Below are 13,560 nucleotides of genomic sequence, written 5' to 3'. Positions count from 1 at the left end.
GCCTCAGAAATCGAACGTGATGTTGGCGAACACCTGGCGACCGATCGCACTGTAGGAACTGGCGAAGTACGGCCACGCAGTGTGGGAATCGTCGCGCGGCGGCGTCTCGTCGAGCAGGTTCAGTACGCTCACGCCGAGCGTGACGTGGTCGGTGATGCGACGCGACACGTCGGCGTTCCAGATCACATAGGCCGGTGTGCGGCCGGGGCGCAGCGTGCCGTTGTAGTTGGGGCGCCCGCCCCAGCGGTAGCCGTAGAGGCTCGTGGTCCAGTCGCCGACCGCCCAGTTGGCGCGCCAGTTGGCGCGGCTGCGGAAGGCGTTGTACTCGACCGTGCTGCGGACGTCGCGCGGCGCCTCGTCGCCGAACTGCGCGACCTCGAACGCGAGCACATGCGTGTAGCCCAATTGCACGCCCAGATCGCCCCAGCGGCCGAGGTCCTGCGCCCAGCGCAAGGTCGCATCGAGCCCTTCGGTGCGCATCAGCGAAGCATTGATCGGATAGGTCGCAAAGCGGGTAATGCGGCCTTCGGGATTGAGATCGGAGACCGTGCGCTCGACCGCCCCGGCGTAGAACTGGCACGCCTGCGAGGTCGTATCGACCGCATTGCCGGCGCGGTCGACACCGAGCCGGCAGTTCGCTTCCTGTTCGAGGTAGTAGCTATTGGACAGCGCCTGGACGCGACCCTCGAGCTCGATCCGGTACCAGTCGACGCCGATCGACAGGTTCGGCAGCGCGTCCCACACCACGCCGAGCGTCGTCGACTTGCCCTCCTCCTCCTGCAGCAGGGGATTGGAGGATTGGGTCATGTAGGTCTGGTAGTTGTAGGCCGAGGTACACGCGGGCGTTTCGGCGGCGATGCCGTTGGCACGGCACAGATACTCGTCGTCGACAAAAGGATTGGAGCCGGTCGTGCCCGCGTAGATCCACAGCAGATCGGGCGCGCGGAAGCTCGTCGCGTGGGCGCCGCGCAGCAGCAGCGTGGTGAAGGGACGCCATTCCAGGCCCGCCTGCCAGGTGATCGCATCGTCGACCGAGGTGATGTCGTCGTACTTGTCGTAGCGGCCGGCCAGCGTGGCTTCGAGCTTGGAGAAGACCGGCACGCGGAATTCGAGACCGGCGGCGTAGCGATTGCGCGGGCCGCCGCCGGGCGTGCTGGTCAGGTTGTAGACGCGATCCGGGCCGGTGTAGTCGACGGTCGTGCGCGGGTCCGGCGTCAGCGTGTACTCCTGCCGCGCAGCCTCGACGACTGCGGCCATCTGCAAGGGGCCGGCCGGCAGGTCAAACAGCGGACCGCTGAAGACCAACTGCGCCTGGTCGGATTTCGACGTGCCGGAACTGACGACGGTCGTGGTCAGCTGGTCGTAGAGCTCGGGCGTGCCGGGTGCGAACAGCCGGTCGACGAGGAACTCGCGGATCTCGGTGCCATTGGCGGTATAGCCCTGGATCGGCCCCATGTAGTAATCGCGCACCGCGCGGGTCAGAAAGCGCGGCCGCCTGGTTTCGATCTCGAAGCGCGACGAAGTGAAACCCACGTCCCAATCGAAGCGGCCGCCGAACGCCGTGCCGCGCACGCCGGCATTGAGGTTCCAGGCGCGCTCGTCGTACTCGATCCGCTTCACCCCGCCGACCTCGTCGGGCAGGAAGATCCGCTGCGCGGTCACCAGCCCCCGCGTCGGATCCTGCACCGTGAACGGGGTTTCGCCGATGTAATAGTGCGTCTGGCTGGAGCTCTTGTCCTGCGAGCGGCTGCCCAGCACCTGGGCGTAGCCAGTCACCGATTCGCTGAAGTCGACGCTGCCCGACAGGTAGGCCGACGTCTTGCCGTAGGCGTTCTGGATCGAGCGGGCGTTGTAGTAATCCAGTGCGCCGCAGCGATTGGGCAGCGGTGCGCTGGTCGCCGAATGGAACGGCACGAAGCTCGGATTGGTTGCCGCGCACGCCTGCACCATCGCGTCGTAGCTGGGGGACAGCACGCCGTTGTCGCCGCGCCACAGATAGTTGGAACCGGCGAGGAAGTACACGCCCGAGATCGATGCGGTCGGACGCTCGGGGTTCGTGCGGTACTGCGGGTGCGCAAGATAGGTCAGGTCGCGTTGCGCGGCGACGATCTCTTCGCGATCCAGTCGCTCGAATGCGTAGGTCAGGCTCCAGCGGTCGCCGCTGCGGCCGCCGCTCCACTGCAGTTGGCCGGTGTCGCCACCGCCGCCGGATGTCGTGCCGCCGCGCAGGCGCACGGTGTCGCCACTGAAGTTCTCGCGGGTGATGATGTTGACCACGCCGGCCACCGCATCCGAGCCGTAGATCGCCGACGCGCCGCCACTCATGACTTCGATACGCTCGATCGCCGCGGCCGGAATGCTGCCCAGGCTCACCGCGGTACCGCTCGAGCCGTAGGGCTGCGGATAGTCGGCCAGACGCTGGCCGTTGAGCAGGATCAGCTGGTAGCCCGGCCCCAGGCCGCGCAGATTCATGAACTGGCCGTTGGGCGCGTTGCCAGTCTGATCGGATTCGTTGAGCGTGTTGCCGGTGAACTGGGTCAGCGTGCCCAGCGACTCCCAGACCGTGCTGAACCCCTGCTTCTGGATCTCCTCGGCCGTGATCACGGTCACCGGCGCCGGCCCCTCGACTTGCGTGCGCGCGATGCGCGAGCCGGTCACCTGGACCTGGTCGAGCGTGTTGACGTGGGCATCGGTCGACTGCGCCGCGGCCGGCATCGCGATGGCCGCCAACAACGCGATGGCGAGCGGACAACGGCTCGAGCACAGATGTCTGGACGATACGGGCATGCGGCGTTCCCCTGGCGATGGCGTGACGGGCACAGCCGGCGGCCACACGCGCCATCGCGCATCGATGCCGGCCTGCCATGTGTGTGCCCGCTCCCCATGCGCGCGACACGATGCCATTGTGATTACACCGCACCCCGAGCCTTGTCAATCGCGTCGGCCGGCTTGTCCGCTGCGCCAAAACACCTATGCTCGAATGCGTCCCCGCGGCCCGTGCGGCCGCCATGCAGGAGCTGCGATGCAGACGACAACGGCCACGATGCGGACGCGACGCGGCGCCTCGCCCGGGCGCCGCCGTCCCTGGCGATGTATGGCCGGCGCGCTGCTGGCCTCGCTGCTGGCGGCGAGCGCATCGGCGACGCCGCCGGCGATTCCCGGAATGACACGCGCGCAGCTCGATCCGCAGTACTGGATCGACCGGCTCGACGCGCCCGATGCGCGCCTGCTCGATCGCGCCGCGATCGCGACCCAAAACGCCGCGATGCGGCGCGTCGATCCCTCGATCCACGACGTGCTCGCATTGCTCGACACGCTCGACCGCGCCACCGTCGCCGGCTGGATCGAGGCGGTGTCGACGCGCCCCGCGCAGCCGCGCTACACGCTCGATGGCCGCGTGCTGGATGCAGCGGCGCTCGCCCGTCTGCGCGCCGATGTCGACCTGGCGGCCCTGCCCGCCGCGCCGTCGCCCCGTTTCGGTCTGGTCGTGCGCCGCGCGGACCTGCGTGCGTTCCCGACCCGCACACGGGTGTTCAGCCGCCCCGAGGACACCGACATCGACCGGTTCCAGGAAGACGCCCTGTTTCCAGGCGCGCCGGTCGCGGTGGTGCACGCGAGCCGAGACGGCGCCTGGTACTTCGTCGTCAGCGAGCGCTACGCGGCCTGGATCGACGCCACGCAGGTCGCACTGGGCACACGCGACGCGGTCGCCGACTACGTCGCGCGTGCAGCGCACGGGCCGATCGTGACCGGCGCGACCGCGCGGACCGTCTACACGCCGCAAGCGCCCGAGGTCTCCGATGTGCAGTTGGAGATGGGCGTGCGCGTGCCCGCCCTCGACTGGCCCGGCGATCGCGTGCTCAATGGCCAGATTCCGTGGTACGGCCGCGTCGTGGAGCTGCCGGTGCGCACCGCGACCGGCGGCCTGGCGTTCGCGCCTGCGATGCTGCCGCAGGCGGCTGACGTCGCCGACGACGCGCTCGCGTTCACCCGCGCCCAGCTGATCCGTCAGGCGTTCAAGTTCCTCGGCGAGCGCTACGGCTGGGGGCATTCGTACAACGCGCGCGACTGCAGCGGCTTCGTCTCGGAGGTCTACCGCAGCCTCGGGATCCTGCTGCCGCGCAACACCAGCGCACAGGGCACCAGCCCGGCGCTGGACCGGATCGCCTTCGCGCCGGCGATGTCGCGCGAGGCGCGCCTGCGCCTGCTGCGACAGACCGATGTCGGCGATCTGGTGTTCATCCCGGGCCACGTGATGATGGTCATCGGCCATGTCGACGGCGATCCCTATGTGATCCACGACACCGCCGGCACCTCGCTGCGCGGCGCCGACGGCGCGCTCGCGCGGCTGGCGCTCAATGGCGTGGTGGTGACCCCGCTGCTGCCGTTGCTGGGCAGCGACGGCGAGGCGACGATCGACCGCATCACCAGCATCCAGCGCGTGCGCTGAACGCCCTGCCCGGACCTGTCGCCATGAAGATCACCGACATTCGCCTGAGCATGCTGCGCGTGCCGCTCCGAACGCCGTTCAAGACCGCGCTGCGCACGGTCGAGCGGGTCGAGGACATCGTCGTCACGATCCACACCGATACCGGTCACGTCGGCCACGGCGAGGCCGCCGCGACCGCGGTGATCACCGGCGACACGCACGGCGCGATCGTCGCGGCGATCGCCCAGGTCATCGCACCGCGCCTGGTCGGCCGGGAGGTCGGGGATCTCAACCGCCTCGTGCGCCTGGTACAGACCGCGCTGCTGCGCAACACCAGCGCCAAGGCCGCGGTCGAGATCGCGCTCTACGACCTGTTCGCGCAGCTGCACGGCGCGCCGCTGTACCGCATCCTCGGCGGTGGCGGCGAGCCGGTGCTCGCGACCGACCTCACGATCAGTGTCGGCGATGTCGACACGATGGTCGCCGACGCGCAGGCCGCGCTCGCACGCGGCTTTCGCTCGCTGAAGGTCAAGGTCGGCCAGGACACCGCGCTGGACCTGGACCGCGTCCGCGCGGTCCATGCTGCGGTCGACGGCCGCGCCACGCTGCGGCTCGATGCCAACCAGGGCTGGACGCCCAAGCAGGCCGTGCAGACGATGCGCCGGCTCGAGGCGGCCGGTATCCATCCCGAACTGCTCGAGCAACCGGTCCCGGCGCACGACCTACACGGCCTGAAGTTCGTCACCGATCGGGTCGCCGTGCCGGTCATGGCCGACGAAAGCGTGTTCGGCCCGCTCGAGCTGATCGACTTGATCCGCATGCGCGCGGCCGACATCGTCAACATCAAGCTGATGAAGACCGGTGGCCTGTCGAACGCGATCCGGCTGGCCGACATCGCCGCCCTGCACGGCATCGACTGCATGATCGGCTGCATGCTCGAGAGCAGCATCAGTGTCGCCGCGGCCGTGCACCTGGCGGTTGCCAAGGCCGACGCGATCACCAAGGTCGATCTCGATGGTCCGTCGTTGTGCGCGTACGACCCGGTCGAGGGTGGCGTCCATTTCGACGGGCCGACCATCCGCATCAGCGAGGCACCGGGCCTTGGCATCGTGTCGATCCGCGATCTCGCCCCGCTTCCCGCCTGACGCTCGTTCGCCCACGGGCGACAATGGGGCGTCTGTCGTTGTCTGGAGTTGTCCGATGGTGCTTCCTGTCGATCCGGCGCCGCTTGCGCGCGACGCTACCGCCGCCGATCGCGCACATGTGCTGGCGATGATGCGTGCGTTCTATGCGGAGGACCGCTTGGTGTTTGACCCGGTCCGCGTCGGTGCCGGGCTCGATGCGCTGCTGGCCGACCCCGCGCACGGCGTGGTGTTGCTGCTCGGCGATGCCGGCGAGGACGGCTATCTGGTGCTGACCCGGGGCTTCAGCCTCGAACAGGGCGGCGCGTTCGCGCTGCTCGACGAGCTCTATGTCGCGCCGCAGGCGCGCGGCCGCGGCCTGGGGGCGCAGGCGCTGACCCTGGCAGCCGAACGCAGCCGCGCCTGGGGCGTGGCGATGCTGCGGCTGGAGGTGCATCACCACAACCCGCGCGCCAAGGCGCTGTATCTGCGCGCAGGCTTCGTCGACGGCCATCGGGACATGCTGACGCTGTCACTGGACGCCCCTGCGGCGCGATGACCGCCCTGCATCGCAGGCGGCCGCCGGCATGGCATGCTCGCCGGGTCCGCCGCTGCCGACCCGACCGATGACGCCCAGCCCGTCCGCGCCCGCTCGCTTCCGCCTGTCGATGCCCGCGCGCGTGCTGCTCGCGCTGCTGGCCGGCGCCGTCATCGGCCTGTTGCTGGCCGCCTGGGACCCGGCGATGGCGGTGCGCACCGCCGACATCGTCCAGCCGATCGGCACACTGTGGCTGCACGCACTGCAGATGACCGTGGTCCCGCTGGTCGCAGCGCTCGTGGTCGTCGGCGTGAACGCCGCGTCCGATGCCGCGGCCTCCGGACGCACCGCGCGCCTGGCGATGACCACCTTCGTGGTGATGCTGGCGCTGTCAGCGACGTTCGCCGCACTCGCCGCGCCCGCGCTGCTGTCGCTGGTGCCGCGCGACGAGACCCAGACCGCGCTGTTTCGCGCCGCGATCGGCGCGCCGGACGTACTGCCGCAGGCGCCAGCGTTCGGACTGTGGATCACCAGCCTGATCCCCAGCAATGCGATCGCCGCGGCGGCCGCCAGCGCGATGCTGCCGCTGGTGGTGTTCTCGATGTTCTTCGGCTTCGCGCTGACCCGCCTGGAGGCCGCGCGTCGCGAACGCATGCTCGACCTGGTGCGCACGATCGCCGATGCCATGATCGTGGTCGTGCGCTGGGTGCTGGTCGCCGCGCCCTTGGGCGTGTTCGCGCTGGTGCTGTCGGTGTGCGCGCATGTCGGGCTGGGCGTGTTCACCGCGCTGGGCACCTACATCGCGCTGCAATGCGTGCTGTATGTGGCGATCACGCTGTTGATGTACCTCATCGCCGTCGTCGTCGCCGGCGAGCGTCCGGCGCGCTTTGCCGCAGCGCTGCTGCCGGTGCAGGCGATCGCGGCGAGCACCCAGTCGTCGCTGGCCGCGTTGCCGGTGATGGTCGACAGCGCGCGCAGCCGCCTGGGCTATCCGCTCGCGGTAACCTCGCTGGTGCTGCCGATGGCCGTGTCGCTGTTCCGCATCGCCAGCCCGGTCCAGTATCTGAGCGTGGTCAGCTTCATCGCCTGGATCTACGGGATCGAGCTGGGCGCCGGCCAGTTGGCGATCGCGGTCGCACTGGCCATCGTGATCAGCATGGGCTCGGTCGGCCTGCCCGGTCAGGTCAGCTTCATGACCAACAACCTGCCGGTCACCCAGGCTGTCGGCCTGCCGGTCGAACCACTGGGTGTGCTGCTGGCGGTCGACACCCTGCCCGATGCGTTTGCGACCGTCACCAACACCACCGCCGACGTCACCGCGACCGGCGTGGTCGCACGACGCAGCGGCGTGCCTCCCTCCGCCTCCGATCCCGAAGCTCCCCCGACATGACCGATTCCTTCGTCCTCTATCACAACCCCCGCTGCTCGAAATCGCGTGCCGCGCTCGAGCTGTTGCAGGCGCGCGGCATCGCGCCGCAGGTGGTGCTCTATCTGGAGACCCCGCCCGATGCCGCGGCGCTGCGCGACCTGCTCCAGCGCCTGGACCTCGCACCCCGGGCGCTGCTGCGCACCGGTGAGGCGGTCTATGGCGAGTTGGGCCTGGCCGACCCGGCGCTCGATGACGACGCGATCATCGCGGCGATGGCGGCGCATCCGCGCCTGATCGAACGCCCGATCCTGCTGCACGGCACGCGCGCGGTCGTCGGTCGCCCCACCGAGCGCCTGCTCGACCTGCTGCCCTGACGCCGCAGCGCCGGGCGAGGCGACACCGCGTCAGTCCAGCCCTTTGGCGATATGCGTGCGGTTGCGCCCTGCGCGCTTGGCAAGGTACAGCGCGGTATCGGCCCGCCCGAACCAATCCTGCCAGTCCTGCTCGGCGGCGAGCATGGCGCCACCGATCGACACCGTGATGGGGCCGGCGGGACTGCGCAGGCGCCGCTCGACCTCGACCCGCACGCGCTCGGCCGCGGCCGTCAACCCCGCATCGTCGTCTGCGGGCAGCACGAGGACGAACTCCTCGCCGCCGAATCGGTAGACGGCATCGCCCTCGCGCAGCGTGTCGCGCAGGATCGTGCCCAGTTCGACCAGCACCGCATCGCCGACCGCATGGCCGAAGGTGTCGTTGACCGCCTTGAAGCGGTCGAGGTCCAGGACCAGCAGGCCGATCCCGGGCTGCCGGCGATCGTCCACGAGGCTGCGCAGATGCGCTTCCATCGCGCCGCGGTTGGGCAGCCGGGTCAACGGGTCGAGCATGGCCCGACGCTCCAGCGAGTCGCTGTAGTCGCGCAGGCGGCGCGAGAACGCGAACGAGAACGCATACACCAGCGACCAGGTGATGACGGTCGCCCACCGTCCCAGACTGGCATCGGGCACGATCAGCAGCGTCGTCGCGCCCACGATCAGCAGCGCCCCGCACCACGCGGCGATCTCGGTCCGCGCAATGTAGAAGTTGGTCATCAGCACCACGTACACCCAGCCGCTGGCGGCATCGCCGATCAGCACGCAGGCGGTGAGGCAGAAGCCGGAGTTCAGAATCGCCATCAACCCGCCGGCCGCATTGGTCCGGCCCGTGCGCCAGGCGCGCCCGACGATCAAGGCGATCACCACGATCACCAGTGCGTCGAACGCAGCCAGCGTCCATTCCCCACGCAGGCAGCGCCAGAGCATGAAGCCCGACAGCGTCAACAGCGTCGTCAGCCCGAGCAAGGAGACGATCGCGAGTTGGAAATCGTCGCGGACTCTGGAGACGGCCATACGTTGCATCGCATCCGCGGTCGCGATGCGCCTCGATCCCCAGTGAGCGTCGACAGGGAATCTAGAGCCCGCCGGGTGAAGGGGGAATGACACGATGCGCGGGCACGCCGCGGGTCCACGCGGCCGCCGCCCGCAGGGCTTGCGATGGTGCCCAGAGCCGGAATCGAACCGGCACGGCCTTGCGGCCAACGGATTTTAAGTCCGGTGCGTCTACCAGTTTCGCCATCCGGGCATGCGGCGCCAAGCGTGCCTGAGCGCCCGGGGAATTGAAACCCGAACCCCGGCAGGCCGGCGACGTCACGTGTCGCACAGACGAAAAACCCCGCTTGCGCGGGGTTGTTCATCGAACTGGAGCGGGAAACGAGACTCGAACTCGCGACCCCGACCTTGGCAAGGTCGTGCTCTACCAACTGAGCTATTCCCGCATGACTTCAATTGTACCCTGCCTGCGACCTGTGTGGTGCGCCGGCTGGAGGCCTGGGTCGGAATCGAACCGGCGTACACGGATTTGCAATCCGCTGCATAACCACTCTGCCACCAGGCCGGTGACCCGTCGCCGGGATCCGGAGGATCCTGCCGACAAAACGAAACCCCGCGTACCACCCGGGGTTTCGCGTTTGAAACTGGAGCGGGAAACGAGACTCGAACTCGCGACCCCGACCTTGGCAAGGTCGTGCTCTACCAACTGAGCTATTCCCGCTTGGGAGGCGAAATTCTACCGTTCGCCGGCAGGGTGTCAATACTTGTTGCGTTCGGCGGCGCGCATGATCGGCCAGGCCGCGCGCAGATACGCCAGCCCCGACCACAGCGTGAGCAGCGCGGCGAGCGCCAGCAGCCAGTCGCCGACGACGAAGATCTCGCGCCCCAGCCACGGTGGCGGCGGTACCGGCCGCTCGGGCGTGACCGAGTACAGCAGGCACAGCAGCGCGACCATCTGCGCGATCGTCTTGATCTTGCCGATCGCCGCGACCTTGACCGTCGCCCGCTGCCCCAATTCGGCCATCCACTCGCGCAGCGCCGACACGGCGATCTCGCGCCCGACGATCACCGCCGCCCAGATCGCCATCCACGGCGACGGGTGCCCCTGCACGATCAGAAACAGCGCCACGGCGACCATCAACTTGTCGGCGACCGGGTCGAGAAACGCGCCGAACGCAGAGGACAGGCCATAGCGACGCGCGATCCAGCCGTCGAGCCAGTCGGTGACCGCCGCCAGCCCGAACACGAACGCGGCGGCGAAGTTGGTCCATTTGAACGGCAGGTAGAACACCAGCACCAGCACCGGGATCATCAGGATCCGCAGCAGTGTGAGCCAGGTGGGAATCGTCAATTTCATCGCAAACTCGTGGCAATCAGTCCTGGCCGGCACCCGATGCGCCGGCATCGAGCCCGTGTAGGGTCGCATAGATGCGCTGCGCGAGCGCTGCATTGACGCCCTCGACCTGCGCGATCTGCTCGGCACCGGCCGCCTTGAGGCCGCCGAGTCCACCGAAATGCTTGAGCAGGTTCGCACGGCGCCGCGGGCCGATGCCCGGGATGTCTTCCAGCCGGCTGGTGTTGCGCGCCTTCTGGCGTCGGCCGCGATGGCCGGTGATCGCGAAGCGGTGGGCCTCGTCGCGCACCTGCTGCACCAGTTGCAAGCCGGGCGAGGCGGCGCCGGGCTTGAGTTCGCGGGCCGGCTGCCCGTCGGTGGCGGGCAACAGCAAGGTCTCGTCGCCCGGCTTGCGCGCCTCGCCCTTGGCCACGCCGACCAGACAGATGCCGGTGATGCCGTAGCCGTCGAGCACCGCGCGCGCCTGGGCGACCTGGCCGGCGCCGCCGTCGATCAGCAGCACGTCGGGCATCACGCCGCCCTCCTCGGCCACCTTGCGGAAGCGCCGGGTGAGCGCCTGGTGCATCGCCGCGTAGTCGTCGCCCGGTTCGATGCCGGCAATGTTGTAGCGCCGGTACTGGCTGCGCACCGGCCCTTGCGCATCGAACACCACGCACGAGGCCACGGTGGCCTCGCCCATCGTATGGCTGATGTCGAAGCACTCGATGCGCTGCGCCGGCTCGGCCAGGCCCAGCATCTGACGCAGCGAGTCGGCGCGCGCCTGCTGCGCGGCCTGGCTGCCGAGCTCGCTGGCCAGCGCGATCTCGGCATTGCGCCGCGCCAGGTCGACGTAGCGCGCCCGGTCGCCGCGCACGTTGCACTTGAGCTGCACCCGGCGTCCGGCCGCCTCGCTGAACGCCTGCTCGAGCAAAGCGACATCCTCGATCGCGCGATCGAGCACGATCTCGCGCGGCGGCACCTGCTCGGCATAGTGCTGGGACACGAACGCGGCGAGCACCTCGGCCGGGTCCTCGCTGCCGTTGGTGCGCGGGTGGAACGCCCGCGTGCCCAGGTTGCGGCCATCGCGGAACGACAACAGCAGCACGCAGGCATGGGTGCCGCGCATCGCGCAGGCGAGCACGTCGAGCTCGGCGACCTTGCCGTCGACGTACTGGCGCGCCTGCATGCCGCGCATGTTGCCCAGCAGGTCGCGCAAGCGCGCGGCCTCTTCGAAATCCAGGCGTTCGGCCGCCGCTTCCATGTCGCGCGTGACCTCGTCGGTCAGCGCATCGCTGCGACCTTCTAGGAACATCGACGCGCGCCGCACCGCGTCGGCGTACTCGCGCTCGGACACCAGCCCGACGCACGGCGCGGTGCAGCGGCCGATCTGGTGCTGCAGGCAGGGCCGCGAGCGGTTGCGGAACACGCTGTCCTCGCAGTTGCGCAGCTTGAACAGCTTCTGCATCAGGTTCAGCGTTTCGCGCACCGCGGTCACGCCCGGGTACGGCCCGAAGTAGCGTCCGGGCACATTGCGCGGGCCGCGATGGACCGCGATCCGCGGCCAGGTATCGCGGGTGACCAGCACGTAGGGATAGCTCTTGTCGTCGCGCAGCGAGACGTTGTAGCGCGGCTTGAGCGACTTGATCAGCTGGTTTTCCAGCAGCAGCGCCTCGGCCTCGGTGCGGGTGACGGTGACTTCCATGCGCGCGATCTGCGCGATCATCGCCATCGTCCGCGTCGCCTTGGGCGTGGCGTTGAAGTAGCTCGCCACGCGTTTGCGCAGGTCCGCGGCCTTGCCGACGTACAGCACCGCATCGTCGGCCGCGATCATGCGATAGACGCCCGGTGCAGTGCTCAGGCCTGCAACGAAGGCCTTGCCGTCGAATGTCGGCCGCGCGCCGCGCGCTTTCGTCGTGCCGGTCATTCGCCCACCGGGACGCGGCGCAGCGCGCCGGTGGTCGGGTCCAGCCGCAGCACGGCATGGGCATCGGTGTCGGCGATCCACAGCCGCCCGTTCCCGACGGCCAAGGCCGCGGGCCCATGCAGGCGCTGGGGCAACGCGAGCGTCGACAGCGCGCCGCCGCCCAGACGCAGCTGGCGCAAGGTGTCGTTGCCGCTGTCGGCGATCCACAGCACCGGCGCCTCGGGATCGAGTGCCAACGCCTGGGGCGCCTGCAACTGCGCATCGTCGCGCGCGCCGTCGACGGCCCCAAATTGCCACGGTCCGCCGCCGACCAGCGTGGCGACCTGCCCGGTCGGCAGGTGCACACTGCGGATCGCCGAGCCCGCGGCATCGCAGACGTAGAGCGTGTGCTGCACGCACGCCAGTGCCACCGGCTCGGCGAATGCGGCCTGCGCGCCCACACCGTCGCGCGTGCCGAGCGCGCCACTGCCGCACAGCGGCGCAATCCGGGTCTGGCCCAGGTCGAGCTGCCAGATGCGGTTGTCGCCGGCGGTCGCGACATACAACCGGTCGCCCGACAACACGACGGCACGCGGCTGGTCGAGCGCGACCGCGCGCGGGTCGGCCAGCGATCCGGGCACGGTGACGCCGGGTCGGCCGGCACCGCACACTGTGGAGACGTCGCCGCTGCGCAGGTCGATCCGGCGCACGGCATGGTTGCCGGTGTCGGCGACATAGAGCGCGCCGCGCGCCAGACACAGCCCGTGCGGCCGGGTCACCGCGGCCAGTTCCATCGGGCCGTCGATGAAGCCGGCGCGTCCGCTGCCGAACTGGCGCAGGATGCGCCCGCGGGCATCGCATTCGAGCACGCGGTGATGGCCGCAGTCGGCGATATAGAGCAGATCGCCCGACACCGCCAGCCCTGCCGGGAACCGCAGCGGTAGCGCCGACTCGCTGTCCCGGCGCAAGCGGATCGGATCGCCGGCAAGCGGTTGCGGGGTCAGGCCCTCGACCAACATGCCGATCCGCGCATCGAGGTCGCGGATGCCGTTTTCGCCGACGATGCGCTCGCGCACCCGCCCTTCGCCATCGATCAACAGGACCGTCGGCCAGGCATCGAGCCCGAAGTGCTGCCAGGCCGTCCAGTCGCCGTCATGCGCGACCGGGAAGTCGTACTGCTGCAGGTCGACGCGGTGCGCACTGCGCCTGGCGTCGCGTTCGGCATCGAAACGCGGGACGTGGACGACGACCACCTGCAGGCGCTCGCGATGGCGCGCGCGCAGGTGGCCGAGATCGGCGAGCCGTTGCTGGCACCAGGCCGAGCTCAGATTGACGAACGCCAGCGCGCAGACCCGCCCGCGCAGCTGCGCCATGCGCAGCGGGTCGCGCAGGTTCAGCCAGGCCAGGCCGGCCGGGAATTCGGGCGCTGCGACAGCGTCGTTCATGACGCAATTATGCGGGATCCCGCCGCGGCGCCCTGTCGAGAGCACTTCGGTCAGCGCA

Annotated in this window: 10 protein-coding genes and 4 tRNA genes; 5 read left to right on the top strand and 9 right to left on the bottom strand. The window is 69.6% G+C overall.

All coding sequences use genetic code 11. The features are described 5' to 3' along the window. Positions 1-3: 3 nt before the first annotated feature. Positions 4-2,787 carry a TonB-dependent receptor gene (locus ABE505_RS05375; protein WP_346442361.1) on the bottom strand — a complete coding sequence of 928 codons (2,784 nt, stop codon included), beginning with the start codon at positions 2,785-2,787 and terminating at the stop codon, positions 4-6. A gap of 235 nt (positions 2,788-3,022) precedes the next feature. Between ABE505_RS05375 and ABE505_RS05370 the strand changes: the two genes are divergently transcribed. The 5 genes from ABE505_RS05370 (at position 3,023) to arsC (ending at position 7,831) form a co-directional block, all read left to right on the top strand. Continuing rightward, a complete protein-coding gene (locus ABE505_RS05370) occupies positions 3,023-4,450 on the top strand; it encodes an SH3 domain-containing protein (protein WP_346442360.1) in 1,428 nt (475 codons plus the stop codon). A 23-nt stretch (positions 4,451-4,473) separates the two neighbouring features. Continuing rightward, positions 4,474-5,574 carry a dipeptide epimerase gene (locus ABE505_RS05365; protein WP_346442359.1) on the top strand — a complete coding sequence of 367 codons (1,101 nt, stop codon included), beginning with the start codon at positions 4,474-4,476 and terminating at the stop codon, positions 5,572-5,574. Between the two features lie 55 nt (positions 5,575-5,629). Further along, positions 5,630-6,109, top strand: coding sequence for a GNAT family N-acetyltransferase (locus ABE505_RS05360; protein WP_346442358.1), 480 nt, complete (start codon positions 5,630-5,632; stop codon positions 6,107-6,109). A 67-nt stretch (positions 6,110-6,176) separates the two neighbouring features. After that, entirely contained in the window at positions 6,177-7,478 is a 1,302-nt protein-coding gene (locus ABE505_RS05355) for a cation:dicarboxylase symporter family transporter (RefSeq protein WP_346442357.1), read from the top strand. After that, positions 7,475-7,831 (top strand): arsenate reductase (glutaredoxin), encoded by a 357-nt coding sequence (gene arsC, locus ABE505_RS05350; protein ID WP_346442356.1) that lies wholly within the window; start codon positions 7,475-7,477, stop codon positions 7,829-7,831. Before ABE505_RS05355 ends, arsC begins: the two co-directional genes overlap by 4 nt. Before the next feature lie 30 nt (positions 7,832-7,861). Here the strand turns inward: arsC and ABE505_RS05345 are convergent, their stop codons facing one another. The 8 genes from ABE505_RS05345 to ABE505_RS05310 all read right to left on the bottom strand — a co-directional run bounded on the left by ABE505_RS05345 (position 7,862) and on the right by ABE505_RS05310 (position 13,502). Continuing rightward, positions 7,862-8,842, bottom strand: a complete 981-nt coding sequence (locus ABE505_RS05345; RefSeq protein ID WP_346442355.1) for a GGDEF domain-containing protein — start codon at positions 8,840-8,842, stop codon at positions 7,862-7,864. Positions 8,843-8,987: 145 nt separating this feature from the next. After that, positions 8,988-9,074 (bottom strand) — tRNA-Leu (locus tag ABE505_RS05340). A gap of 117 nt (positions 9,075-9,191) precedes the next feature. Then, positions 9,192-9,267: transfer RNA gene (locus ABE505_RS05335), tRNA-Gly, on the bottom strand. Between the two features lie 45 nt (positions 9,268-9,312). Further along, positions 9,313-9,386 (bottom strand) — tRNA-Cys (locus ABE505_RS05330). A gap of 80 nt (positions 9,387-9,466) precedes the next feature. After that, positions 9,467-9,542: transfer RNA gene (locus tag ABE505_RS05325), tRNA-Gly, on the bottom strand. A 36-nt stretch (positions 9,543-9,578) separates the two neighbouring features. Further along, the gene (pgsA, locus tag ABE505_RS05320; protein WP_346442354.1) at positions 9,579-10,178 is read right to left on the bottom strand and encodes a CDP-diacylglycerol--glycerol-3-phosphate 3-phosphatidyltransferase; all 600 of its coding nucleotides are present in this window, start codon (positions 10,176-10,178) and stop codon (positions 9,579-9,581) included. Positions 10,179-10,194: 16 nt separating this feature from the next. Then, positions 10,195-12,078, bottom strand: a complete 1,884-nt coding sequence (gene uvrC / locus ABE505_RS05315) for an excinuclease ABC subunit UvrC (protein WP_346442353.1) — start codon at positions 12,076-12,078, stop codon at positions 10,195-10,197. Then, positions 12,075-13,502, bottom strand: coding sequence for a hypothetical protein (locus ABE505_RS05310; RefSeq protein ID WP_346442352.1), 1,428 nt, complete (start codon positions 13,500-13,502; stop codon positions 12,075-12,077). Before ABE505_RS05310 ends, uvrC begins: the two co-directional genes overlap by 4 nt. Positions 13,503-13,560: the final 58 nt, after the last annotated feature.

It is taken from the genome of Luteimonas sp. TWI382 (assembly GCF_039674545.1).
Lineage (GTDB): Bacteria > Pseudomonadota > Gammaproteobacteria > Xanthomonadales > Xanthomonadaceae > Luteimonas.
This window is presented reverse-complemented; position numbering and strand designations above follow the sequence as displayed.

Coding starts and splice junctions, on each gene's coding strand:
- ABE505_RS05365 (WP_346442359.1), top strand. CDS start 4,474: ATGAAGATCACCGACATTCGCCTGAGCATGCTGCGCGTGCCGCTCCGA.
- pgsA (WP_346442354.1), bottom strand. CDS start 10,178: ATGAAATTGACGATTCCCACCTGGCTCACACTGCTGCGGATCCTGATG.
- ABE505_RS05310 (WP_346442352.1), bottom strand. CDS start 13,502: ATGAACGACGCTGTCGCAGCGCCCGAATTCCCGGCCGGCCTGGCCTGG.
- arsC (WP_346442356.1), top strand. CDS start 7,475: ATGACCGATTCCTTCGTCCTCTATCACAACCCCCGCTGCTCGAAATCG.
- ABE505_RS05375 (WP_346442361.1), bottom strand. CDS start 2,787: ATGCCCGTATCGTCCAGACATCTGTGCTCGAGCCGTTGTCCGCTCGCC.
- ABE505_RS05355 (WP_346442357.1), top strand. CDS start 6,177: ATGACGCCCAGCCCGTCCGCGCCCGCTCGCTTCCGCCTGTCGATGCCC.
- ABE505_RS05345 (WP_346442355.1), bottom strand. CDS start 8,842: ATGGCCGTCTCCAGAGTCCGCGACGATTTCCAACTCGCGATCGTCTCC.
- ABE505_RS05360 (WP_346442358.1), top strand. CDS start 5,630: ATGGTGCTTCCTGTCGATCCGGCGCCGCTTGCGCGCGACGCTACCGCC.
- ABE505_RS05370 (WP_346442360.1), top strand. CDS start 3,023: ATGCAGACGACAACGGCCACGATGCGGACGCGACGCGGCGCCTCGCCC.
- uvrC (WP_346442353.1), bottom strand. CDS start 12,078: ATGACCGGCACGACGAAAGCGCGCGGCGCGCGGCCGACATTCGACGGC.